Genomic DNA, 23,824 nt, shown 5'->3' with positions numbered 1-23,824 from the left:
TTCACCGGATCGGGTGATCCGTGAGCTGATCGGTCGGCGTGGCGCGCCCGTCGGACCCCCGCTCCGGCTGCCTGCCGGACGGCCCGTTCGTCCCACCGTCCGGCTCGATCCCGATGACCCGCAGCAGGGCGAGCGCCTCGGCCTCCGGCGTGCCCGGGGCGGCCGAGTAGACGAGCAGCATCTGGTCGTCGAAGGAGTCGTGCAGGGTGTCGCAGTCCAGCATCAGGTCACCGACCTGCGGGTGCCGGATGCGCTTGCGGTCGCCGTGCCGCACCCGCACCGTCCGCTCGGCCCACATCCGGGCGAATCGCTCGCTGCCCTTCTCCAGGGTCGCGATCAGCCGGTGGAGGCCCGGGTCGTCCGGGTACCGCGCGGAGGAGCTGCGCAGGTCCGAGACGAGCGCGCGGTCGAGGCGGTCGCGCTCGGCGGCGTCGTCCGTGACGACCCGGCTGCCGGACCCGAGGAACGCCAGCCGGGCCATGTTGCGCTCCCCGGGCGGTACCGCCGACAGGTCGCCGAGCAGGGCGGCGGCCATCGCGTTCCAGGCCAGCACGTCCGTCCGGGCGTTGAACAGCAGCACCGGCAGATCGGTCAGGCGGTCCATCAGGCGCAGCAGGCTCGGTCGCGGCTCGGCCGAGATCGTGCCCGGCGCCGGCGACCGCACCCCGCCGAGCGTGAACAGGTGGTCCCGTTCGTCCGTGGACAGCCGCAGCGCCCGGCCCAGCGCGCCCAGCACGGCGTCGGACGGGTGCGGGCCACGGCCCTGCTCGAGCCGCGTCAGGTAGTCGACCGAGATCCCGGCGACCTGCGCGACCTCCTCGCGGCGCAGGCCGGGGGTGCGGCGGCGGGTGCCGGCGGGCAGGCCGAGGTCGGCGGGGCGCAGCCGTTCCCGCCACGCCCGCAGGGTCCTGCCCAGTTCCGTCCGGTCCACGTCCACCAGCATGCCGGGCGGCGACGGGCCCAGCCTGGTACCGCGGGTCCCACGATCCGCCGGACCTGGTCGCGCCCGGACCGCGGGGGGACGGTGGGGTCATGAGCGAGAACACGATCGCCCTGGTCACCGGGGCCAACAAGGGGCTGGGGCGCGAGACGGTGCGCCGCCTCGCCGAGCTGGGCTGGACGGTGCTGCTGGGCTCGCGGGACGCCGGGCGCGGCGCCGCGACGGCCGCGGAGATCGCCGGGCGCGTGGAGGTGCTGCAGATCGACGTGACCTCGGACGAGTCCGTGGCGGCCGCCGCGAAGGAGGTCGAGGAGCGCTTCGGCCGGCTCGACGTGCTGGTCAACAACGCCGGCATCGTCGGCCCCCGCGTGGAGGTGCGGGACACGGGCGCCGACGCGATGCGGGAGGTCTTCGAGACCAACGTCTTCGGGCCGGTCCGGGTGACCCACGCCTTCCTCCCGCTGCTCGAGCGCTCGGACGCGCCGCGGATCGTCATGGTCTCCAGCGGGCTCGGGTCGCTGGCGATCACCGCGGATCCGGCGCGGATCGAGTCGCAGATCCTCGCCCTGACCTACCCGTCGTCGAAGTCGGCGCTGAACATGATCACGACGCAGTACGCCAGGGCCCTGCCGCGGTTCCGGGTCAACGCCGCCGACCCCGGCTACACCGCCACGGACCTCAACGGGCACAGCGGGTACCAGACCGTGACCGAGGGGACGGACGCGATCGTGGAGCTCGCCCAGGTCGGGCCGGACGGGCCGACGGGCACCTACCGCGACCGCGCCGGCGAAATCCCGTGGTGAGACGGCCGCGGCGGCGCTAGCCTCCCCGGCGTGATCCAGCAGCTGTACGGCTGACGAGACCCGTGACGACCCCGCCTCCCGCGCGGGGTCGTCCGCGTGTCCGTCGAACCCGTCCACGCTCCTGGAGTCATCGTGTCCCACATCCTCATGGCCGGCGTCGGCGCGCACGGCCACACCAACCCGCACCTGGGCGTCGTCGCCGAGCTGGTCGACCGCGGCCACCGCGTGTCCTGGGTGATCCCCGGGTCGTTCGCCGCGACCGTCGCCGCGGCGGGCGCGACCCCGCTCGTGGTCGACTCGGTGGTGCCGGACGAGTCCGCGGGCGAGTCCTGGCCGGAGGACCCTGTCGCCGGAATGTCGATCTTCCTCGACGAGGCGGAGCACGTGTACCCGCAGGTCGAGAACGCCATGGCCGGCGATCCGCCCGACCTCGTGCTCTACGACATCGGCGGCTGGCCGGGCCGTGCTCTCGCCGCGCGGTGGTGCCTGCCGCTGGTCCAGCTCTCGCCGTCCATGGTGGCGTGGGAGGGCTTCGAGGAGGACATGGCCGAGGTGCTCGCCTTCCGCGACACCCCCGAGCACGCCGCGTACCAGCGGCGGTTCCAGGCGTGGCTCGACGGGCTCGGCATCGCCCTCACCCCGGACGAGTTCGCCGGGCGGCCGCCGCGCTGCGTCGTCGAGATCCCGCGGGCCATGCAGCCGAACGCCGACCGGGTCGACGAGCGGGTGTACACCTTCGTCGGGCCGGCGCTGGACCGGCGGCACGAGGAGTGGCCGGAGTCCGGGGACGAGCCGATGGTGCTGGTCTCGCTGGGCTCGAACTACACGCGTCAGCCGGACTTCTACCGGGCCTGCGCGGAGGCGTTCGCGCCGCTCGGATGGCGGGTGGTGATCGCCGTGGGCGCGCACGTGTCGACCGAGGAGATCGGCCCGGTGCCGGCGACGGTCGGGGTCCACCGGTGGGTGCCGCAGTTCGGCGCGCTGGGCCGGGCGAGCGCGTTCGTGACGCACGCCGGGTCCGGGGGCTGCTCGGAGGGGCTCTACCAGGGCGTTCCGATGATCGCGGTGCCGCAGGCCGTCGACCAGTTCGGCAACGCGGCGCTGCTCGAGGCCCTCGGGGTCGGCCGGCACGTCCCGCGGGAGGAGGCGACGCCGGAGCGGCTGCGGCGGGCGTTGCTCGAGCTCACGGAGTCGCCGGAGGTGGCGGCCCGCTGCGCGGCCCTGCGGGACGAGGTCCGGGCGGAGGGCGGCGCGCGGGCCGCGGCCGACGTGGTGGAGTCGCTGCTGCCGGGGTAGGTCAGGCGCTGCCGGGCTCGCGGGAGACCATCCAGCGGTGCCCCGCCGGGTCGACGACGACGCCGCTGCGGCCGTAGGGCGAGTCGGTCACCGGGCGTTCGAGCTGGGCCCCGCGCGCGACCGCCCGCGCGACGACGGTGTCGGGATCGGCGACCTCGAGGCGCAGCGACACCGACACCGCGTCCGGCGCGGGCGCCCGCACGCCCAGCTCGGGGAACTCCTCGGCGAGCATCACGACCGAGTCGCCGACGGCGAACTCCGCGTGCCCGATCCGCCCGTCCGGCATCACGATCGGTTCGCCGCGCCGGACCGCGCCGAACACGTCGACGTAGAAGTCGAGCGCGGCCTCGGCGTCGGGCACGGCGAGGTACGGGGTCAGGGTGTGCAGCGGCAGTGCCGCCGCGGCGGTGGTCGCGGACTCGTCGGTGACGGTCATGAGGCGCTCCTGGCTCTCGGGGCCGAGCACCAGCCGTTCGAGGCGCTCGCGCAGCCGCGCGGCGAACCCCGGATCGGGGTGCACGGGCCGGATCGGCTCGCGGAGGACGTCCAGCGGATCGCTCATGCCGGGCCTCCTCCGGTCCAGTCGGTGTGAGCGGCGTAGCTGCGCCGGAACGCCGCGCGGGCCCGCACCAGCAGGGCCTCGGTGGCGTGCACGGTCCGGCCCAGCACCTCGGCGACCTCGGGGACCGGGAGCCCGTCGAGGTAGCGCAGGGTCAGCGCGGCCCGGTGCTGCGGGGCCTGCGCGTCGAGGACCTCGCGGGCGAGCAGTGCGTCGAGCTCGGCCTCCCAGGGGTCCTCGACCTCGGGCGCGTCGAGCACCCGGAGCGCCCGGTCCCGGATCTCCAGCGACCGCCAGTGGTCGGCGAGCTTGTGCCGGGCGATCCCGACCAGCCACGCCGTGCTGACCCGCGGGCTGCCGGAGCGGCAGGCCGCGACGGCGGCGAGGAACGCCTCCGCGGTGAGGTCCTCGGCGAGCGTGCGCCGGCCGCAGCGGGCGAGCAGGTAGCCGTAGACCTCGGGCAGCGCGGAGTCGTACAGGGCCAGCAGGTCGAGCCCCGGATCGGGCTCGACCCCGCTCGTGGGTCCCTGCGGTCCGCTCACGTCCCTCCATCGGGCGGGGCGGCGCGACTCCGACGGTCGTTCACCCGATCGTCGTACTCACGCGCTCACGAGGAAGGCCAGCAGCACCTCGGTCCAGCGGTGCGCGGCGTCGACGTGCGGGCCGTGCCCGCTGCCCTCGAACATCTCCACTGTCACCCGGCCGCCCGCGGCGGCGTACGCGTCGAGCACCTCGCGGATCTGGGCGACCATCGGCTGTGCCGGGAAGGCCTCCTCGCCGGGCCAGCCCGGCACCGCACCGCTCGCGCCGAGCACGCCGAAGTCCAGCGGCGACGCGTCGGCGACGACGAGGTCCGCGCTCCCGTGCGTCCACAGCACCGGCGGCTTGGGGTCGAGGTCCACGACGTCCGCCCAGCGGCAGTACTTCGGCGAGAGCGCGTTCAGGATGCCGCGCGTGCCCGGGGCGACCCCCGGCCAGTGCGGGGAGGGCGCGTGGTCGCCGGGGTAGCCGTCGTCGCCGACGAGGGTCTTGAGCACCTCCGCGACCAGCACGTCCTCGCGCTCCGGGGGCAGCCGGTAGGTCGGCGACCAGTACAGCGCCCGCATGACGTTGCGGATGGAGAAGGGGCTCTCGTCCGAGGCGTCCTTCGCCGCGAGCCGGGCGACGACCTCGGGGTTCGCCGAGCCGCCGCCGGAGCCGGCGACGTCCGGGGTGACCGGCGTGCCGTCGGCGCGGACACCGCCGTAGCCGTACGGGGACACCGGGTCCAGGAAGGTCAGCGAGGCGACGGGGTGGTCCTTCGCGTAGGCGGCGACGGCGGCACCCCCCGTGGACCAACCGACGAGGTGCGGCGCCCGCTCGATCCCGAGCGCGTGCAGCAGGGCGGCGGTGTCGTCCGCCCAGTCGCCGAGGCCGCGGGTGGCGTCGAGGGCCTTCGGCTCGGTGTCGCCGAAGCCGCGCATGTCCGGCGCGAGCACCCGGTACCGCTCGCCCAGCGTGGGCATCAGGTGCTCGTAGAAGCGGCCGGTGGAGAGGTTGCCGTGCAGCAGGACCAGCGGCTCGCCGTCCTCGGGGCCCGCCGCCAGCAGGTGCATGCGGAGGCGGTCGGTGTCGACGGTGGCGGACCGCACTCCGGGCAGCAGCGTCATGGCGTGATCGTCACGGGGCCGCGGCGCGCGGTCAATCCGCCGTCCGGCAGGGTGCGGGGTCGTGCGCGTCGTCCTGGCCACCCCGCTCGACGAGGAGCTCTGCCGGCTCGTCGAGGAGCGGGAACCCCGCCTGACCCTGGTCCGCGACCACGGGCTGCTGCCGCCGATGCGCTGGCCCTCGGACCACACCGGCGATCCCGCGTGGCGTCGCACCCCTGGTCAGCAGCGGCGGTTCGAGGAGCTGCTCGACTCCGACGAGGCGCTCTACGGCATCCCCGGCGAGCACGACGCCGCCGCGCTGGCCCGGACCGTCGCCGCCAACCCGCGGCTGCGCTGGGTGCAGACCATGGCGGCCGGGGGAGGAGCGACGGTCCGCGCGGCCGGCCTCACCGCGGCGCAGCTGGATCGGGTCGTCTTCACGACGACGGCGGGGGTCCACGGCGGTCCGCTCGCCGAGTTCGCGGTGTTCGGTGCTCGCCGGGGCGAAGACGCTGCCGCTGCTGCAGGCCCGGCAGCGCGCGCACGAGTGGGGGCCGCGGTGGTTCATGGGGCACCTCGCCGACCGGACCGCCGGATCGCGGCGCTGTTCGCGGACAACGCCTCCCGCCTGCTCGACGGCCGGCCGCTGCGCAACGTCGTCGACACCGTCGAGTTCTACCGACCGCGCCGACCCCGCTACGCGGTGACGGGGTGGCCGGCGGTGTGCCGCTGCCGCAGCCGGTACCGCTGCACCTTCCCGGTCGCGGTCTTCGGCAGCTCCTCGACCACGATCACCGCGCGCGGCCGCTTGAACGAGGCCAGGCCGGCCTTGCAGAAGGCCACCACCTCGTCCGGGTCGACCGTCGCGCCCGGCCGCGGGACGACGTAGGCCACGGGCTTGTCCAGGCCGTCGGCGTCCGGGATCCCCACGACGACGGCCTCGGCCAGCGCCGGGTGCTCCAGCAGCCGGGACTCCACCTCGGCCGGCGCGACCCAGATGCCGCCGACCTTGAGCACGTCGTCCGTGCGGCCGAGGCAGGTGAGGCTGCCGTCGTCGTTGCGCACGTACTGGTCCCCGGTCCGCATCCACTCGCCCCGGAAGACCTGCCGGTTCACCGCGGTGCGGCACCAGTACCCGGTGCAGATGGAGTCCCCGGAGATCCACAGCATCCCGGACTCGCCGGTCCCGCTGATCACCGAGCCGTCCGTGCGGCGCAGCTCGATCTCGTAGCCGGGCACCGGGAAGCCCGAGCTGCCCGGGACGACGGCGCCGGGCCGGTTGGAGATGAAGATGTGCAGCGCCTCGGTGGAGCCGATGCCGTCGAGGATCTCCACGCCGAAGCGGTCCCGGACGCCGGTGAACATGCGGGCGGGGAGCGTCTCGCCGGCCGACACGCCCTGCCGGACGCCGGCGAGGGCGTCGTCGGCCACGTCCTCGCTCGCGAGCAGCGGGCCCCAGAAGCTGGGCACCCCGAACAGCAGTGTGGCGCCGTACTTCTGCACGTCCTCCGCGATGAGGCCGGGCGTCGGTCGTGCGGGCTCGAGGACGGCGGAGGCACCGACGGACAGCGGGAAGAACATCGAGTTCCCGATGCCGTAGGCGAAGAAGAGCTTGGCGACGGACAGGCAGACGTCGTCCGGCCGGATGCCGAGGACCTGGTGCCCGTAGGTCTCGGCGACGTACCGGATGTCGGCGTGCCGGTGCATGGCGCCCTTGGGCTTGCCGGTGGTGCCGGAGGTGTAGAGCCACAGCGCCGGCGACTCGTCCCAGGTTGCGGCGACGGACTCGAGCGGCGCACCGGCCGCGAGCATCTGCCCCCAGGTCAGGGCGGTGACGCCGGGCGCGGGCGCGACGGGGTCGGCGCCGGCGAGCACGAGGTGGCGCAGGTCGGGTGCGCTCGCCGCGGCGCTGTGCACGGCCTCGGTGAACTGGTGGCTGCCGATCAGGACCCGGGCCCGGGAGTCGACGACGAGGGTGCCCAGCTCGGCCCCGGTGAGCATCGTCGAGCACGGCACGGCGACCGCGCCCAGGTACATCGTGGCGAGGATGCCGGTGAACAACTCGACGTCGTCCGCCATGCAGAGCACGACCCGCTCCTCGGGCCGCACGCCGATCCCGGCCAGCCCGCCCGCGACCCGGCGGACCTCGGCGGCCAGTTCCGCGTAGGTGAGGGTGCCGCGCGGGTGGTGGACCGCGGTGCGGGCGCCGTCGCCCGCCGACACCCGGCTTTCGGTCAGGTACTCCGCAGCGTTGAAGAGTTCGCTCATGAACCGGGCTCCTGTGCCTGTTCGGGTGGTCGAACTCTACAGCGAGATCACACGCCGTCAACGACGCGTAGAAGATCACCTCTCCCGTGCGCCGCGGTGATTTGCTACCAATGAATCGGGGTAGGCGCCGGTGCCGCCCCTTCGTAGGAGGTATTCGTGACGACCGCCCCGCCGACGCCCGTCGTCGGACTCCGTCGTGAGCGGGAGGTGCTGACCGTCGCCCTGGCGACCGGCCGGCACGTCGTGCTCGAAGGGCCGCCCGGCACGGGCAAGTCCACCCTGTTGCGGTCGATCGCGCGCGAGGCCGGGCAGCACGTGGTGTTCGTGGAGGGCAACGCCGAGCTCACGCCGGCCCGCCTCATCGGCGCGTTCGACCCGGCCCAGGTGCTCAACGAGGGCTACCTGCCTGCGAGCTTCGTCGACGGCCCGCTGCTCACCGCGATGCGCGAGGGCGGGCTGCTCTACCTCGAGGAGCTCAACCGGGTCCCCGAGGAGACGCTGAACGTCCTGATCACCGTCCTCACCGAGGGCGAGATCGCGGTGCCGCGGCTCGGCACGGTGACCGCCGGGCCGGGCTTCCGGCTGATCGCGGCGATGAACCCGTTCGACGCCATCGGCACGGCCCGGGTCAGCCAGGCCATCGCCGACCGCATGTGCCGGGTGGTGCTCGGCTACCAGTCCGAGGAGGCCGAGCGGGCGATCACGAGCTCGGTCAGCGGCGTGGAGGGCTGGGTCAACGAGCTCTCCGTCGGGCTCACCCGCGCCACCCGGGACCACCGGGACCTGCGCATGGGATCCTCCGTGCGCGGCGCGATCGACCTCGCGCACGTGCTCACCGGCCTGTCGCAGCTGCGCGGCGAGGACAAGCCCGCCCGCGAGACCGCGCGGGACGCGGCGCACGCCGCCCTGTCCGGCCGCATCAAGGTCGTCGACGGGCTGGACCGGACCCCGGAGTCCGTGATCGACGAGCTGCTGGAGCGGCTCTGGCCGGAGGACGCGCCGGAGCCGACCGACCGGGAGGAGTCCGACCCGGGAAAAGCTGACGGCCCCCCTCCTCCGGGATCGGGGGGCCAGTCCGGGCGGGACAAGCCGTCGCCCAGCCGCGGGCAGCGGACCATGGGCCGCGGCGAGCTGGGCTCGCGACACGAGCAGTTCGAGGAGATCTCCCCTGAGGTCGGGCAGCTCGACGAGCAGGCGTTCGACGCCGCCCTCGCCGAGAACCCCGAGCAGGCGGCGGCGCTGCTCGCCGACCTCGCGGTGGCCACGGACGCGACGCTGCGGGCCCAGGCGCGCAAGCTCGCCGGGCGCGTGTTCATCCAGCTCGGCAAGGTCGGGCCGGCCAAGGCGCGCGGCACCCGGAAGATCGCCCCGGCCAAGGGTGGCGAGGGCGACCTCGACCTGGACCGCACGCTCGACAACTGGCAGCCGACGGCGACCCGGCGGCCGCGGCCGGACGAGATCGTCACCCGTGGCTGGACGGCGCACCGCCGGGCCGTGTCGCTGGTCGTCGACATCTCGGGGTCGATGCAGGGGCTGGCGGTGGCGCTGGCGGCGGTGTCCGCGGCCGGCGTCGTGCTGGCGTCGGAGTCCGGCTCGGGGAAGCTCGAGCCGGGCGTGCTGGCCTTCGGCTCGCAGGTGCGCACCCTGCAGCGGCAGGGCGTGCGCCGGCCGCCGGACGAGCTGATCGGCGAGCTGGTCGCGCTGCGCGGGCACGGCACCACGGACGTGGCGGCCGCGCTGCGCGAGGCGTCCGTGCAGCTGGCGGGTGCGGTGGCCGACGAGCGGATGGTCGTGCTGCTGTCGGACTGCCTGCACACCGCGGGCGACGACCCGCTCACCGCCCTCGGCGGCATCGACCGGCTGCACGTGCTCTGCCCGCTGCCGGACGACGACGCCGAGAAGGCCGCCCGCGCCCTCGCCGCGAAGGGCGGCGGCAGCTACCAGGCGGTCCGGCGGCTGGCGGACATCGCCCCGGCCCTGACCGCCGTCCTCTGCTGACCGTGGGTGCCTACTGCCCCTGGCAGGGCGGTAGGCCTCACGACCCTCGGTGACCTGCGCGGGTAGGGTCGCCCGTCGTGGGGACCATCGTCAGTTTTCACGCCCATCCCGACGACGAGTCGATCACCACCGCCGGGACGCTCGCCAAGGCCGCCAAGGCCGGACACCGCGTGGTGCTGGTCTTCGCGACCCGCGGCGAGCTGGGCGAACCCGTGCCCGGCGTGCTCGCCGACGGCGAGCAGCTGTCGGTGCGCCGCTCGGCGGAGTGCTTCGAGTCGGCCAAGGTCCTCGGCGCCGCGCGGGTGGAGTTCCTCGGCTTCGTCGACTCCGGGATGATGGGTGAGGCGACCAACGACGCGCCGTACTGCTTCTGGCAGACGGGTGTCGAGCACGCCGCGCGACGGCTGGCGGTGATCCTCGACGAGGAGGAGCCGGACGTCCTCACCACCTACGACGACAACGGCAGCTACGGCCACCCCGACCACATCCAGGTCCACCGGGTGGGGAAGCGCGCGGCCGAGCTGGCGGGGGTCCCCGTCGTCGCGCAGAACACGATCAACCGGGACTGGATGCTGCGCGGCATGCGCGGGCTGAAGGCCGCCGGCGAGATCCCCGAGAGCTGGGACGCCCCGGACGACACGATCCCGCCGCCGACCTTCGGCAAGCCCGAGGCGGAGATCACGCACCGGGTCGAGGCGGTGGACTTCGCCGAGCAGAAGCGGGCCTCGATGCGGGTGCACGCCAGCCAGATGGGCCCCGACCACTTCATGCTCGCGGTGCCGGACCCGATCTTCGCCATGGGCTTCGGCACGGAGTTCTACATCGTCACCGACCCGCCCAGCCCCGCCGCGGCGCCGGAGATCTTCACCGACCTGTTCCTGCCCATGCACCCCTGACCACACCGGGCGGTCCTCCCACACCCGTCGGGATCGCGTCACCCACCATCGAGGTCCGTCGCACATCCCGTCGACGGCGGGTGGGACGCCTCTCCGGGTGTGCCGCCGGACCTGGCCCGGTGCCACGGGCCACGCCGGTGCGGCCGGCCCACGGCGGTCGGAGCGGGGTCCGGTCGGAGCTCCCACACCCGCTGGGGCGCGAGACAGGCCGTCGACGGGGTGTGGGACCGACTTCCGGGGTGTGGGACGGCGCTCCGGCTGGTGTGGCGCGTCCCGTGGGGTGTGGCGCGGCCGTCGGGGGCCTACGCCCGCACGAGGCCCCGGCACACCAGCTCGACGGTCAGGGCCACCGCCACCGTCTCCACCGCCAGCAGCATCACGAGCACGAGGAGCTGCACCGCGCCGGCCTCGACCGGGGAGGCGCCGCCGAGCAGCATGCCGACGTAGGCGCCCGGCAGCGTGACGAGCCCGACGGTCCGGGTCTGGTCGAGCGCGGGGACGAGCGCCTGCGCCGCGCTCGGCCGGGCGATCTCGACGTGGGCGTCCCGGGGGAGCAGGCCCAGGGACAGGGCCGCCTCCACCTCGCCCCGGCGTGCGGTCAGCTCGTCCCGCATCCGCCTGCCCGCCAGGGAGGTCGCCGTCATCGCGCCGCCGACGAGGATCCCGGCCGTCGGGATCACGGCGATCCCGGTGGGCGGCACCACACCGCCCGCCACCAGCAGCGCGACGACGGGCAGCGGCCCGGCCGCGATCGGCAGCGCCACCCACCAGCCGCTCGGGTGCCGGGTCAGCCGGCGCGCGGAGGTGAAGGCCGCCACGGCGATCATGAGCAGCACGAACAGCGCGCTCGTGCCCAGCGACCGCACCACGACCCCGATCAGCAGCGACACCGCGCCGAGCTGCACCACCGCGCGCGCCGACGCCAGCACGGCGGCCCGGGCCGTCCCCAGGCGGGCGAGCAGGGCGATCGCGGCGGCGACCAGCACCGCGAGGGCGGCGGCCACGGCGAGACCGGGCCCGGCGTTCAACGTCACGACGAGGATTGTCGGTGGGCGCGGGCACACTGCCGCCATGACCGCGCCGGTGATCCACTCGTTCCGTGCCGAGCTGTGGCTGTGGGACGCCCGCCGGCAGGACAGCTGGATCTTCGTCAGCCTGCCGCCGGAGGTCGCGGAGGAGATCCGCGAGCAGGCGCCGCCCGCGGCCGGGTTCGGCTCGGTACGCGTCGTCGCGCGGATCGGGGCGACCACCTGGCGGACGTCGATCTTCCCCGACGCCGCGCGCGACACCTTCGTGCTCCCGGTGAAGAAGGCGGTGCGCCGGGCCGAGGGGCTCGCCGAGGGCGACGTCGCGCCGGTGCAGCTGGAGGTCGGCGACGTGTGACCTCGTCGACCGGGCGGCCCGGGGCTCCCGCCTGGCCCCCCGCGGTTGGGCGTTCTACCCTCCGTAGAGCACAATGCCCGTGCGAACCGTGCCCGCTCCCCTCGGCGCAGCCCGAGGGCGTGCGGTCCGGTTGGCGGGAGATAGAGTCCGGACCTGGCCCACCACCTTGAGCCAGCGAGGTTCAGCGAGGTCCAGTGCAGGAGGCACAGTGACAGCCGTCGCGCCCAAGCCGATCACGACGCGCCCGTACCCGGCGCGTCGGACGGGTAAGGGTTCCACGTTCCTGAAGATGCTCCGGACGACGGACCCCAAGGACATCTCGATCCTGTACATGGTCACCTCGTTCGGCTTCTTCATGGCCGGCGGGGCGATGGCGCTGCTGATCCGCGGCGAGCTCGCGCGTCCCGGGCAGCAGTTCCTGTCGAGCGAGCAGTACAACCAGCTGTTCACCATGCACGGCACGATCATGCTGCTGCTCTACGCCACGCCGATCCTCTTCGCGTTCGCGAACTACATCGTGCCGCTGCAGATCGGCGCGCCGGACGTCGCCTTCCCGCGGCTGAACGCCTTCTCCTACTGGCTGTTCCTCTTCGGTGGCCTCATGGTGCTGTCCGGGTTCCTCACCCCGGGCGGCGCGGCGGACTTCGGCTGGTTCGCCTACACCCCCCTGTCCGACGCGATCCGCTCCCCGGGTGCCGGCGCCGACCTCTGGATCATGGGTCTCGCGGTCGGCGGTCTGGGCACGATCCTCGGTGGCGTCAACTTCGTGACCACGATCGTCTGCATGCGGGCCCCGGGCATGACGATGTTCCGGATGCCGATCTTCACCTGGAACATCTTCATCACGTCGCTGCTGATCCTGATCGCGTTCCCGGTGCTCACCGCGGCCCTGTTCGGCCTCGCGGCGGACCGCCACCTCGGTGCCCACGTGTTCGACCCGGCCAACGGCGGCGTGATCCTCTGGCAGCACCTGTTCTGGTTCTTCGGCCACCCCGAGGTCTACATCGTCGCGCTGCCCTTCTTCGGCATCGTGTCCGAGATCTTCCCGGTGTTCAGCCGCAAGCCGATCTTCGGCTACAAGACGCTGGTCTTCGCGACCATCGCCATCGCGGCGCTGTCCGTCGCGGTGTGGGCGCACCACATGTACGCGACCGGCGCGGTGCTGCTCGCCTTCTTCTCGTTCACCACGTTCCTCATCGCGATCCCGACGGGCATCAAGTTCGTCAACTGGATCGGCACGATGTGGAAGGGCAAGCTCACGTTCGAGACGCCGATGCTCTTCTCCGTCGGCTTCCTCGCGACGTTCCTCTTCGGCGGGCTCACCGGCGTCCTGCTGGCCTCGCCGCCGATCGACTTCCACGTGTCCGACACGTACTTCGTGGTGGCGCACTTCCACTACGTGCTCTTCGGGACGATCGTGTTCGCGACCTACGCGGGCATCTACTTCTGGTTCCCGAAGATGACCGGCCGGATGCTCGACGAGACGCTGGGCAAGTTCCACTTCTGGACCACGTTCATCGGCTTCCACATGACCTTCCTGGTCCAGCACTGGCTGGGCAACGAGGGCATGCCGCGCCGGTACGTCGACTACCTGGGCACGGACGGCTTCACCGCGCTGAACACGATCTCCTCGATCGGCGCGTTCGTCCTGGGTGCCTCGACCCTGCCGTTCATCTACAACGTGTTCCGCAGCTACCGCTACGGCCGCGTCGTGACCGTCGACGACCCCTGGGGCTTCGGCAACTCGCTCGAGTGGGCCACGTCCTGCCCGCCGCCGCGGCACAACTTCACCGAGCTGCCGCGGATCCGCTCCGAGCGCCCGGCGTTCGAGCTGCACTACCCGCACCTGGTGGAGCGGGTCCGGGCCGAGGCGCACGTCGGCGGGCACCCGGCCCCGTCGGAGATCGCCGCGCAGGGCGTCTCGCGGGAGACCCAGCCCGACGACGACCCGCGCTCCCGGTAAGTGCCGCAGTCCGATCAGGCCCGGTCCACCGTCCTCGTGACGGTGACCGGGCCCGACCGTCCCGGTGTCAGCTCGGTGCTGTTCACCGTGCTGACCCGGCACGCCGTCGAGCTGTTGGACGTCGAGCAGGTCGTGATCCGCGGCCGGCTCACCCTCGGGGCCCTCGTCGCGGTCGCGCACGATCCGGAGGAGCTGCAGGAGGCCGTCGAGGCCGCGATGCACAGCATCGGGATGCAGGTCCACACCTCGATCGGCACGAACGGGCTGGAGCGTCGGCAGTCCACGCACGCCGTCGTCGTGCTGGGCCGGCCGGTCACCGCGCGGGCCTTCGGGATGGTGGCGCAGGCCCTCGCGGACGTCGGGGCGAACATCGACTCCATCCGGCGCGTCGCGGACTACCCCGTCACGGGCCTGGAGCTGGAGGTCTCGCCGAACCCGGACGACCCCGAGCAGCCGCACGGCACGTTGCGCGCCAAGCTCGTCGAGGTCGCCCGCGAGGCCGGGGTCGACGTCGCCGTGGAGCGCGTCGGGCTGTCCCGGCGCAGCAAGCGGCTGATCGTCTTCGACGTCGACTCCACGCTCGTGCAGGGCGAGGTCATCGAGATGCTGGCCGCGCGGGCCGGGGCCGAGGACGAGGTCCGCAGGGTCACCGAGGCCGCCATGCGCGGCGAGCTGGACTTCGCGCAGTCCCTGCAGGCGCGCGTCGCAACGCTCAAGGGGCTGCCGGCGTCGGTCATCGACGAGGTCGCCGCCGAGCTGGAGCTGATGCCCGGCGCCCGGACCACCATCCGCACGCTCAAGCGGCTCGGGTTCCGCACCGGCGTGGTGTCCGGCGGCTTCACGCAGGTGATCGAGGGGCTGGTCACCGAGCTCGGGCTCGACTTCTGCGCCGCCAACACCCTCGAGATCGAGGACGGCCGGCTCACCGGCCGGGTGGTCGGCGACATCGTCGACCGGCCGGGCAAGGCCGACGCGCTGCGCCGCTTCGCCGAGGAGTACGAGATCCCGATCGAGCAGACCGTGGCCGTGGGCGACGGGGCGAACGACATCGACATGCTCTCCGCGGCCGGGCTGGGCATCGCGTTCAACGCCAAGCCCGCTCTACGCGAGATCGCGGACACCGCGCTCTCGCACCCCTATCTGGACGTCGTGCTGTTCGTCCTGGGCATCACGCGGGACGAGGTGGAGCGCGCCGACGCGGCCGAGGGCGTCCTGCGGCGGGTGCCGATCGCGTGAGCGCCCAGCCGGAGGAGGCCGCCGTACGCGAGCCGGTGCTCGCCCCGCTCGGGGCGCGCTACTCCGGGGCGCCCGCGGTGATCCCGCCGGAGGCGGACGGCGTGGTCCGGGCCATGCCCGTGATCCTGCGGATCGAGCGCGAGCTGCCCCCGCGGAGCGCGCTTCTCGAGGCCGCGGCGCAGGCCGCGCTCGCCGTGTGCGTGGACCCGCGGGCGCAGGGGGAGTGGTACGAGTCGCTGGCCGCCTGGGTCGACGGCCGCATCCGCAAGATCGCCCGACGGGCCCGCGGAGCGCACTGGGCCGCGGTGCAGGAGCTGCCCGGCGTGACCGTGGAGGTCGACGGGGCCGAGGCGCGCGCCCTGCTGCCCGGCCCGGTCGACGCCGTCCCGAAGACCGTGTCCCGGCTGCAGATCGGGGGCACGGACCTGCCGCCGGACGAGCCGGGTCCGGTCCCCGACGCCGCCTCGTTGATCGTGGTCAACCCGGCCGTCGACATGACGGTCGGGAAGGCCGCCGCGCAGGTCGGGCACGCGTCGATGATCCTCGGCGCCGTGCGCGGGTGGACCGAGGCGCCGCGGTTCGCGGTGCGCCGCGACCAGGAGCTGTGGGAGGCCCTGCTGGCCCGGGAGGACGTCGTGTGCGTGCGCGACGCCGGCTTCACCGAGGTCGACCCCGGCACCATCACCTGCGCCGCGGTGCCCGCCCGCTGATCACGCGTCCCGCAGGCGGGCGAGGGCGGCGCGGACCTTCTCGGGGTCGGTGGTCTGCCAGAAGGGCGGCAGCGATGCGCGGAGGAAACCGCCGTAGCGGGCGGTGGCGATCCGCGGGTCCAGGATCGCGACCACGCCCCGGTCCGCCGTCCCGCGCAGCAGCCGCCCGGCACCCTGCGCCAGCAGCAGCGCGGCGTGGGTGGCGGAGACCGTGAGGAAGCCGTTGCCGCCCCGGGAGTCGGCCGCCTTCTGACGGGCGGCGACCAACGGGTCGTCCGGCCGCGGGAACGGGATCCGGTCGATGATCACGCAGGACAGCGAGGGCCCCGGGACGTCGACGCCCTGCCACAGCGACAGGGTGCCGAACAGGCAGGTCTCGGTGTCCTCGGCGAACCGCTTGACCAGCAGCATCGTGGAGTCGTCGCCCTGGCAGAGCAGCGGGACGGACAGCCGCCCGCGCAGCGCCTCGGTGGCCTGCTTTGCCGCACGCATCGAGGAGAAGAGCCCCAGGGTTCGCCCCCCGGCCGCCTCGACCAGCCCGGCGATCTCGTCGAGGTACTCCGGCGCCAGCCCGTCCCGCCCCGGGGGCGGCAGGTGCTTGGCGACGTAGAGGATCCCGCTGCGGGCGTGCGCGAACGGCGACCCGACGTCGAGCCCCTTCCAGCGCGGCGCGTCCGGGTCCCGGACCGGGTCGTCCGAGTCGCCGCCCGCCGACTCCACCCCGCCCTCCGGCCGGGTCGACACGATCTTCTCCGGCGGCAGGCCCCACTGCCGGGCCAGCGCGTCGAACGAGCCGCCGAGGGCCAGGGTCGCGCTGGTCAGCACGGTGGTGCGCTGCCCGAACAGCCGCTCGCGCAGCAGCCCGCCGACGGACAGCGGCGCGGCGCGCAGCACCTTGTGCCGGGCGCCGTCCGGGCCTTGCTCGGCCAGCCACACGACGTCGTACCGCTTGGCGGGGTCCGGCTCCTCGAAGGTCCGGAGCACCCGCACGACGGTCTCGGACACCTCGTCGAGCAGCGCGAGCGCGAGCTTGCGCCCGGTCGCGCCCTCGGGGTCCTCGCGGCGTTCCCCGCCCAGGGCCTGCCGGCACATGCCGGCCGCGTCCCGGATCACGGTGAGCGCACCCGTCGCGGCCTGCGGGATGACCTCCCAGCGCCCGTCGGGCAGGTCCTCGAGCACCATGCCCAGGCCCTCGCCCGCCTCGGCGAGCCGGTCCGCCACCGCCTGGTCGACGAGCTTGCCGCAGCGCCGGGCCGCCGCCGCGACCGTGCCGGCGGTGAGCTCGGCGGTGGCGGCGCCGGTGACCCGGTCGACCAGCTCGTGGGCCTCGTCGACCACCACGACGTCGTGCTCCGGCAGGACCTGGGCCTCGCCCATCGCGTCGATCGCGAGCAGCGCGTGGTTGGTGACGACGACGTCCGCCCGGCCGGCCTCCGCGCGCGCCCTCTCGGCGAAGCAGTCCTCGCCGACGGGACAGCGCGACACCCCGAGGCATTCGCGCGCGGTCACGGACACCTGCCGCCAGGCCGCGTCGGGCACGCCGGGGACCAGCTCGTCCCGGTCCCCGGTCTCGGTGTCCGACGCCCAGTCGTGCAGCCGCCTGACGTTGCGCCCCATGGCCGAGATCGCGAACGCGTCGAACAGCTGCTCCTCGGCCGGGTCGGCCATCTCCTCGTCGCCGTGGAGCTTGTTGAGGCACAGGTAGTTCCGCCGGCCCTTGAGGATCGCGAACGTGGGTTCGCGCCCGAGCGCCGGCGCGAGCGCCCTGGCCAGCCGCGGGAGGTCCCGGTCGACCAGCTGGCGCTGCAGCGCGATCGTGGCCGTGGAGATCACGACCGTGGTGTCGCGCGCCATCGCGTGCCGGATCGCGGGCACCAGGTAGGCCAGCGACTTGCCGGTGCCGGTGCCGGCCTGCACGGCGAGGTGCTCGCCGCTCGACAGGGCCTTGCGCACGGCCTGGGCCATCGCGTCCTGCCCCTCGCGGCGGGTGCCGCCGACGGCCGTGACGGCCACCTCGAGCAGCTCGGCCACGCCCGGCAGGTCCTGCGCACGGACGGGCGGGGAGGCGGGGGCGAGGGGCACCGCCCGACGATAGCCGCCGCCCCCGACAGGACCCGCGATCCGGCCCCGGTCCGGCGCGGGGAACCGCGGCGGGTCGGCCGTGTCACACGTGATCTCGGCCCGTTACGCCAGCTCACACGGGGGTAGGTGGGCAGGATGGAGCGGGTGACGTCCACGCAGATCCGACCCGAGGCCGACCGGTACCCCATGGTGCTGGAGGTGATGCCGCGCTACAGCGACCTGGACCCGAGCCGCCGCGTCGGCCGGGAGGCCCTGGTCCGTTGGTTCGAGGACGCCCGGGTGACCACCGAGCACCGCGCCTTCCCCGAGCGCACCTTCGGCAACCGCCCGAGCGGCACCGGGCAGCTGCTCGCCTCCGTCCACGTCGACGTGCTCGCCCCGCTGCGCATCGCGGACGACTACCGGGTGGGCATGGCCGTGAACCGGGTCGGCGGCTCCTCCTTCAGCTACAGCTACGGCGTCTTCACCGGCGACGACCTCGTCGCCACCGGCGAGTCCACCAGCGTGTGGGTCGAGGGCGGGCGGCCGGCGCCGCTGCCCGGCGAGATGCGCGGTGCCCTCGAGAGCCTCGTGCTGCCCGAGGCCGCCGCGACGGCACGCCGGGAGGTCGACGAGTCGCGGCTGGTGCGCGAGAACTACCCGTTCCGCTACGACGTCCGGACCCGCTTCGGCGACATCGACACCAACCGGCACGTCAACAACGTCGCCCTCGCCGGCTGGTACCTCGACGGCCTCGCCGAGCTGCACACGGACGTCCTCGGCTACCCCCTCGGCGGCCCGCTCGACGGGCTGTCCCCGAGCTCGCTGCACGTCGAGTACCGCAACCAGGTGCACTACCCGGGCATCTACCAGCTGCGGGTCGGCGTCCGGGAGCTCGACGACCACGAGGTCCGGTACGCCTGCGCCCTCTTCGACGGGCAGCGGTGCATCGGGCTGGCCGACGCCGCCGGGGCGGTCCGCGCCGTGGATGCGGAGGGCCGGGACGTCGACCTGCGGGCCGCGTTCGAGCCGTTCCGCATGCGGGGCTGAGGGCGCCGGGCCGAAGGCGGTGGGTCCGACGCCCGCCCGGCCGGGCTACGCCGCGGCCCGGTAGAAGGTCAGCCCGCCGAGGCGGGTGCGGCCGCGGCTCACGACGGAGGGCTCGGCGAACCCGGCCTCTGTGAGCAGCTCGAGCACCGACGGACCGCCGTGCCCGTGGCCCTGTCCGTGACCGTGCCCGTGCCCCTGCCCGTGGCCGTGTCCGCCGCCGCGCAGCCGGAGCAGGAGCCCGTGCAGCCCGGTCACCACCGCGAGGGCGCCGCCCGACTCCCGCGGGTCGTGGTCGAGGTCCATCAGGTGCAGGCTCCCGCCCGGCGCGAGCACCCGGCGGACCTCGCGCAGCGAGGCCACCTTCTCGTCCTCGGGCAGGTGGTGGAGCATCAGCGAGGACAGGACCCGGTCGACGCTCCCGTCGGCGTACGGGAGGGACTGCGCGTAGGCCCGGTCGAGCTGCAGCACCAGGCCCGCACGCTCGGCCTTCCGCCGGGCGAGGGCCAGCGCCTCCGGGTCGGGGTCGGTCCCGATCACCGTCGCGGTCGGCACCGCGCGCTTCGCGAGCAGCAGCACGTTCCCGGTCCCGCAGCCGATCTCCAGCACCGTCGCGCCGGGCTCGATCGCGGCCTGCGCGACGAGCTGCCAGTAGGAGTCGCCGACCCCGGCGATCTTGCCGAAACGGTCGTAGAAGGGCAGGAACCGGGGGTTGATCATGGCGGGCAGGTAGTCCCGCGTCTCGGTCGTCGGCACGGTGCGCTCCGGAAGTCGTACGAAGTTCGGTGGTTCCCTGCTAGGTTCCCGAGGTCATGAGCTGCGGACAAGGGACGAACTGTGGCTGCAGGGGGACGTTCTTCGGGTGAGGTCGTGCGCCGGACCGCGCAGGACGTCCCGCTGCTCGACTACGTCCGTCGGCCCGGGCTCCCGGCGGTCACCGTGCAGCACTGGGTCGGGGACCACCCGTCCGAGGGCCCGCGGTTCAGCGGGGAGCACGCCCACGACTTCCTGCTGCTCCTCTACGTCGCGTGCGGCAGCCTCGTCGCGAGGGTGGACGGGCGCGACCGGACGATCGCCACGGGCGACGCGTTCGTGATCGCGCCCGGCGCCGTCGTCACGCCCGGGCGGCCGGATCCCGACGGCGAGGTCTGGGCGGTCTCCTTCCCGCCCGACACGGTCGACCCGGCGGCCGCCGCCCCGCTCGTCTCCTGGCGCGGGCACCCGTTGCTCGCCCCGTTCGTCGGCAACCACCGCGGAGGCGGGCAACGGCTGCGGGTCCCGCCCGAGGACCGCGCGGCCTGGCTCGCGCACCTCACGGACCTCGACGCAGAGCTGCGCGGCCGCCGCGACGGGTACGCCGACGCCGCCCGCGCCCACCTCACCCTGCTGCTCGTGCGGCTCGGCCGGCTGGGCATCGACGGCCCGGCCGAGCTCGGCGTCGACCCGCTGGTCGCGGAGGTGCTCGAGGTCGTCGAGAACCGGTACCACGAGGCGATCTCGCTGCGGGACGTCGCCGCCGCCGTCGGGCTGACGCCGGGGCACCTCACCACCGTGGTCGGCAGGGCCACCGGACGCACCGTGCAGCAGTGGATCACCGAGCGGCGGATGCGGGAGGCGCGCCGGCTGCTCGCCGACACCGACCTCACCGTCGCCGACATAGCCCGCCGCATCGGCTACCGGGACGCCGGCTACTTCGTCCGCCGCTTCCGCACGGCCCACCGGGTCACCCCCACGGCCTGGCGCCGCGGCACGATCTAGCCTCCTGCACCGCACTTCGGGTGCAGGACGCTAGGCGATCACCACGCCCGCCTCGCGCATCTCGACCAGGGCAAGCTGCGTGGTCGCCGGCAGCACGCCCGCGCACAGCTCCAGCAGGACCCCTGTGTCGAGGCCGGCCCGGCGGGCGTCGAGGGCGGTGGCCTTCACGCAGTGGTCCGTCGCGAGCCCGGCGATGTCGACCGAGTCGACCCCGTGCGCGCGCAGCCACTCCACGAGCGTCCGCCCGCAGGGCTCGTGGCCCTCGAAGCCGGAGTAGGCCGCGGCGTGGTGGCCCTTGTCGAACACGGCCTCGATGCGCGCGACGTCGAGCGCGGGGTGGAAGCTCGCCCCCGGCGTCCCGGCCACGCAGTGCACCGGCCAGGTGTCGACGAAGTCCGGGGTGTCGCTGAAGTGCCCACCCGGCGCGACGTGCATGTCCCGGGTGGCGACGACGTGGTCGTAGTCGGCCTGCCGGACGTACTCGGAGATCGCGGCGGCGGTGGCCGCGCCGCCGGTCACGGCCAGCGAGCCGCCCTCGCAGAAGTCGTTCTGGACGTCGACGACGAGCAGTGCGCGGGGCATCTCAGGCCTCCGGGAAGACGGTCGGGATGGCGGGCTCGCCGCGGGAGAGCTTGAGGCCCTCCCAGGGCACGGAGACCAGAGCGGCCCGCAGCCGCTCCCGGCCCTCCTCGAGGCCCGGCAGGTCCGCCACGGGCTCGCCCTCGCGGACCAGCGGCATCGGCAGCACGCGGTCGTGCAGGCCGCGCTCGGGCGCGGTGGTGACGGGGTACACGACCTCCTCGACCGCCGTCCCCGTCGGCTTGTAGCGGCGCAGCGCCGACTTCCGGCCGCCCCGCGACTCCTTGCTGCTGGAGCGCTTGGCGACCGGCCGGCCGTCCACCTCGACGAGCTTGTAGACCATGCTCGCGGTGGGCGCGCCGGACCCGGTGACGAGGCTCGTGCCGACGCCGTAGGAGTCGACGGGCTCGGCCCGCAGCGACGCGATGGCGTACTCGTCCAGGTCGCCGGACAGGACGATCTTCGTGTCGGTGGCGCCCAGGGCGTCGAGCTGCTCGCGGGCCTGCCGGGCGAGGACGCCCAGGTCGCCGGAGTCGATCCGGACCGCGCCGAGCCCCGGGCCGGCCGCCTCGATCGCCCGCTCGATGCCCTGCCGGATGTCGTAGGTGTCGACCAGCAGGGTCGTGTTCGTGCCCAGGGCCTCGACCTGGCTGCGGAAGGCGGACACCTCGTCGTCGTGCAGGAGGACCCAGGCGTGCGCGGCGGTGCCCGCGGTCGGGACGCCGTAGCGCCGCCCGGCCTCGAGGTTCGACGTCGCGCCGAAGCCGGCGAGGTACGCCGCGCGGGCCGACGCGACCGCGGCCTCCTCGTGCGTGCGCCGCGAGCCCATCTCGATCAACGGACGACTGCCCGCCGCCGTGACCATGCGGGCGGCGGCCGAGGCGATCGCGCTGTCGTGGTTGAGGATCGAGAGGAAGAGCGTCTCGAGGACGACGGCGTCGGCGAAGGTGCCCGTGACCGTGAGGATGGGGGAGCCGGGGAAGTACAGCTCGCCCTCGGGGTAGCCGTCGACATCGCCGGCGAAGCGGTAGTCCGCCAGCCACTTGAGCGTGCGCTCGTCCAGGGCACCCTGCAGGGAGGCGAGCTCGGCGTCCCCGAAGCGGAACTCGCGGAGCGCGTCGAGCGCCCGACCGGTGCCGCCGACCACGCCGTAGCGGCGGCCGTCCGGCAGGCGGCGGGCGAACAGCTCGAACACGCACTGCCGCTCGGCGGTGCCGTCGGCCAGGGCCGCGGCGACCATCGTCAGCTCGTACATGTCGGTGAGGAGCGCGGTGCTGGCGCTCGAACCCGCGGGGCCGCTCATGCGCAGAGAGCCTATGCGCCGTTCTGCCCGCGTGCCCGCGCGTGCCACCATGGACACATGTCCGCGCCGCTGAGCTCGCCCACCACCCAGGTGGACCCTGCCCTGGACGAGGACGTCGCGGGAGACGCTCCGTGGCAGGCCGTCGTCTGGAACGACCCGGTCAACCTCATGTCGTACGTCACCTACGTGCTGCAGAAGATCTTCGGCTACCCCGAGCCGAAGGCCACCGCGCTGATGCTCGACGTGCACCACAAGGGCAAGGCCGCGGTGTCCAGCGGGGACAAGGACAAGATCGAGGGCGACGTCGCCAAGCTCCACGCGGCCGGCCTGTGGGCCACCATGCAGCGCTCGTGAACGGGTGGAAGCGCGCGGGGCGCGGCGCCCGGGCCCGGTTCGTCGCGAGCCTCGAGGAGCAGGAGTCGACGGTCCTGCGCGGCCTGGTCACCGAGGTCACCCAGATGCTCGAGGGACGCGCCGCCGACACCCCGCAGGACGAGCTCGCCGAGCTGACCGGCATGCGCACGGGCCCCACCTCCCGCCCGGACGACCGCGTCCTCGCCCGCCTGCTGCCGGACTTCACCTCCGAGGACGCCGACCTCGCCGCCGGCCTGCGCTCGCTGCACGAGCCCGAGCTCATCCAGGCCAAGAAGCACGCCGCCGACGCGGTGCTCTCCGCGCTGCCGCCGCGGGGCGGGCGCGTCGAGCTGACCGTTGAGCAGGCCGACGAGTGGTTGGCCGCGCTCAACGACGTCCGGCTCGCGCTCGGCACTGCTTTGGACGTCTCGGAGGAGACGCCGGAGGAGTTCCCGGACGACGACCCCCGCGCCCCGCACCTCGGGGTGTACCACTGGCTCACCTTCGTGCAGGACTCGCTCGTCCAGGCGCGGATGCAGGTGCTGTAGGCGGTCCTGCGCTCTCGCTCGCGGGCCTGCTGCTCCTGCGGGCACTGGCGCTCGTGGCGGCTGGGTCCCGGATGCCGGTTGTGTCGCTCGGGCCGGCTGGGGGCTCGTGTCGGTGTTGAGGGCTCGTGCCGGAGCTGAGGGCTTGTGCCGGGACTGGGGCTTGTGCCGGTGCTGAGGGCTCGTGCCGGAGCTGGAGCTCGTGCCGGAGCTGGAGCTCGTGCCGGCTCTGCGGTCGTCTGGGCCTGTGCAGGTCCGGCCGGGGCATGATCGCTCGTCGTGGACGGGGATGGTCGATCTCCGACCGTCTACGTCCAGAATTGGTGATCTTTCAGCGGCCGGGTCGCGCGTGTCGAAGCTGGGCTCCTCCCGGCTCTGGCGGTCCTGGGGGGCTGTGCGGGTCGGCCGGGCATGATCGTTCGTCGTGGACGGGGACGGTCGACTTCCGACCGTGTGCGTCCAGGATCGGTGATCTCTCAGACGGCTGGCTCGCTCGT

The 23,824-nt window shown here is 74.1% G+C and carries 22 protein-coding genes; 12 read left to right on the top strand and 10 right to left on the bottom strand.

Features of this window, described 5'->3' with window-relative positions:
• Position 1 precedes the first annotated feature (1 nt).
• Positions 2 to 931: a helix-turn-helix transcriptional regulator gene (locus tag ABD990_RS09550; RefSeq protein ID WP_345379845.1), complete on the bottom strand. Its 930-nt coding sequence runs from the start codon at positions 929 to 931 to the stop codon at positions 2 to 4.
• A gap of 101 nt (positions 932 to 1,032) precedes the next feature.
• Between ABD990_RS09550 and ABD990_RS09545 the strand changes: the two genes are divergently transcribed.
• The gene (locus tag ABD990_RS09545) at positions 1,033 to 1,743 is read left to right on the top strand and encodes an SDR family oxidoreductase (RefSeq protein ID WP_345379844.1); all 711 of its coding nucleotides are present in this window, start codon (positions 1,033 to 1,035) and stop codon (positions 1,741 to 1,743) included.
• 147 nt (positions 1,744 to 1,890) lie between these two features.
• Positions 1,891 to 3,039 (top strand): macrolide family glycosyltransferase, encoded by a 1,149-nt coding sequence (locus tag ABD990_RS09540; RefSeq protein ID WP_425569570.1) that lies wholly within the window; start codon positions 1,891 to 1,893, stop codon positions 3,037 to 3,039.
• 1 nt (position 3,040) lies between these two features.
• Here ABD990_RS09540 and ABD990_RS09535 read toward each other — a convergent pair whose 3' ends face one another.
• From ABD990_RS09535 to ABD990_RS09520, 4 genes are all read right to left on the bottom strand, one after another.
• A complete protein-coding gene (locus ABD990_RS09535) occupies positions 3,041 to 3,601 on the bottom strand; it encodes a VOC family protein (RefSeq protein ID WP_345379841.1) in 561 nt (186 codons plus the stop codon).
• Positions 3,598 to 4,140 (bottom strand): RNA polymerase sigma factor, encoded by a 543-nt coding sequence (locus ABD990_RS09530; protein WP_345379840.1) that lies wholly within the window; start codon positions 4,138 to 4,140, stop codon positions 3,598 to 3,600. The genes ABD990_RS09535 and ABD990_RS09530 overlap by 4 nt, the downstream gene beginning before the upstream one ends.
• Positions 4,141 to 4,197: 57 nt before the next feature.
• A complete protein-coding gene (locus tag ABD990_RS09525; protein WP_345379838.1) occupies positions 4,198 to 5,247 on the bottom strand; it encodes an alpha/beta fold hydrolase in 1,050 nt (349 codons plus the stop codon).
• Between the two features lie 675 nt (positions 5,248 to 5,922).
• Entirely contained in the window at positions 5,923 to 7,494 is a 1,572-nt protein-coding gene (locus ABD990_RS09520; protein ID WP_345379837.1) for a benzoate-CoA ligase family protein, read from the bottom strand.
• A 156-nt stretch (positions 7,495 to 7,650) separates the two neighbouring features.
• Here ABD990_RS09520 and ABD990_RS09515 point away from each other — a divergent pair, with 156 nt between their 5' ends.
• Together ABD990_RS09515 and ABD990_RS09510 are read left to right on the top strand one after the other, a co-directional pair.
• Entirely contained in the window at positions 7,651 to 9,492 is a 1,842-nt protein-coding gene (locus ABD990_RS09515; RefSeq protein WP_345379835.1) for an AAA family ATPase, read from the top strand.
• A gap of 77 nt (positions 9,493 to 9,569) precedes the next feature.
• Positions 9,570 to 10,388 (top strand): PIG-L family deacetylase, encoded by an 819-nt coding sequence (locus ABD990_RS09510; RefSeq protein ID WP_345379833.1) that lies wholly within the window; start codon positions 9,570 to 9,572, stop codon positions 10,386 to 10,388.
• A 302-nt stretch (positions 10,389 to 10,690) separates the two neighbouring features.
• On the opposite strand, the gene ABD990_RS09505 is transcribed toward ABD990_RS09510, so the two are convergent.
• On the bottom strand, positions 10,691 to 11,422 hold the full coding sequence (locus ABD990_RS09505; protein WP_425569566.1) for an ABC transporter permease: 732 nt from the start codon (positions 11,420 to 11,422) through the stop codon (positions 10,691 to 10,693).
• A 37-nt stretch (positions 11,423 to 11,459) separates the two neighbouring features.
• Between ABD990_RS09505 and ABD990_RS09500 the strand changes: the two genes are divergently transcribed.
• From ABD990_RS09500 to ABD990_RS09485, 4 genes are all read left to right on the top strand, one after another.
• Positions 11,460 to 11,771 carry a DUF1905 domain-containing protein gene (locus tag ABD990_RS09500; protein WP_425569565.1) on the top strand — a complete coding sequence of 104 codons (312 nt, stop codon included), beginning with the start codon at positions 11,460 to 11,462 and terminating at the stop codon, positions 11,769 to 11,771.
• A 208-nt stretch (positions 11,772 to 11,979) separates the two neighbouring features.
• The gene (ctaD, locus tag ABD990_RS09495; protein WP_345379832.1) at positions 11,980 to 13,734 is read left to right on the top strand and encodes an aa3-type cytochrome oxidase subunit I; all 1,755 of its coding nucleotides are present in this window, start codon (positions 11,980 to 11,982) and stop codon (positions 13,732 to 13,734) included.
• A 42-nt stretch (positions 13,735 to 13,776) separates the two neighbouring features.
• On the top strand, positions 13,777 to 14,970 hold the full coding sequence (gene serB, locus ABD990_RS09490; protein ID WP_425569564.1) for a phosphoserine phosphatase SerB: 1,194 nt from the start codon (positions 13,777 to 13,779) through the stop codon (positions 14,968 to 14,970).
• A complete protein-coding gene (locus tag ABD990_RS09485) occupies positions 14,967 to 15,680 on the top strand; it encodes an aminoacyl-tRNA hydrolase (RefSeq protein ID WP_425569563.1) in 714 nt (237 codons plus the stop codon). The genes serB and ABD990_RS09485 overlap by 4 nt, the downstream gene beginning before the upstream one ends.
• Here ABD990_RS09485 and ABD990_RS09480 read toward each other — a convergent pair whose 3' ends face one another.
• The gene (locus ABD990_RS09480; protein WP_345379830.1) at positions 15,681 to 17,762 is read right to left on the bottom strand and encodes an ATP-dependent DNA helicase; all 2,082 of its coding nucleotides are present in this window, start codon (positions 17,760 to 17,762) and stop codon (positions 15,681 to 15,683) included.
• A gap of 144 nt (positions 17,763 to 17,906) precedes the next feature.
• On the opposite strand from ABD990_RS09480, the gene ABD990_RS09475 reads away from it, so the two are divergent.
• Entirely contained in the window at positions 17,907 to 18,791 is an 885-nt protein-coding gene (locus ABD990_RS09475; protein WP_345379829.1) for an acyl-CoA thioesterase, read from the top strand.
• Between the two features lie 45 nt (positions 18,792 to 18,836).
• On the opposite strand, the gene ABD990_RS09470 is transcribed toward ABD990_RS09475, so the two are convergent.
• Positions 18,837 to 19,544 carry a class I SAM-dependent methyltransferase gene (locus ABD990_RS09470; RefSeq protein ID WP_345379827.1) on the bottom strand — a complete coding sequence of 236 codons (708 nt, stop codon included), beginning with the start codon at positions 19,542 to 19,544 and terminating at the stop codon, positions 18,837 to 18,839.
• A 114-nt stretch (positions 19,545 to 19,658) separates the two neighbouring features.
• Here ABD990_RS09470 and ABD990_RS09465 point away from each other — a divergent pair, with 114 nt between their 5' ends.
• On the top strand, positions 19,659 to 20,546 hold the full coding sequence (locus tag ABD990_RS09465) for an AraC family transcriptional regulator (RefSeq protein ID WP_345379825.1): 888 nt from the start codon (positions 19,659 to 19,661) through the stop codon (positions 20,544 to 20,546).
• Positions 20,547 to 20,576: 30 nt separating this feature from the next.
• Here ABD990_RS09465 and ABD990_RS09460 read toward each other — a convergent pair whose 3' ends face one another.
• On the bottom strand, positions 20,577 to 21,128 hold the full coding sequence (locus tag ABD990_RS09460; protein WP_345379823.1) for an isochorismatase family protein: 552 nt from the start codon (positions 21,126 to 21,128) through the stop codon (positions 20,577 to 20,579).
• 1 nt (position 21,129) lies between these two features.
• Complete coding sequence (locus tag ABD990_RS09455) at positions 21,130 to 22,428, bottom strand: nicotinate phosphoribosyltransferase (protein ID WP_345379822.1); 1,299 nt, start codon at positions 22,426 to 22,428, stop codon at positions 21,130 to 21,132.
• Between the two features lie 57 nt (positions 22,429 to 22,485).
• Here ABD990_RS09455 and clpS point away from each other — a divergent pair, with 57 nt between their 5' ends.
• Together clpS and ABD990_RS09445 are read left to right on the top strand one after the other, a co-directional pair.
• Positions 22,486 to 22,782: an ATP-dependent Clp protease adapter ClpS gene (clpS, locus tag ABD990_RS09450; RefSeq protein ID WP_345379821.1), complete on the top strand. Its 297-nt coding sequence runs from the start codon at positions 22,486 to 22,488 to the stop codon at positions 22,780 to 22,782.
• Complete coding sequence (locus ABD990_RS09445) at positions 22,779 to 23,330, top strand: DUF2017 domain-containing protein (protein WP_345379820.1); 552 nt, start codon at positions 22,779 to 22,781, stop codon at positions 23,328 to 23,330. Before clpS ends, ABD990_RS09445 begins: the two co-directional genes overlap by 4 nt.
• The last annotated feature ends 494 nt before the right edge of the window (positions 23,331 to 23,824 follow it).

Source organism: Pseudonocardia yuanmonensis, from assembly GCF_039542425.1.
Taxonomy (GTDB): Bacteria; Actinomycetota; Actinomycetes; order Mycobacteriales; family Pseudonocardiaceae; genus Pseudonocardia; species Pseudonocardia yuanmonensis.
Note: the sequence above shows the minus strand (reverse complement) of the source record. Positions and strands in the feature narration are given on the sequence as shown.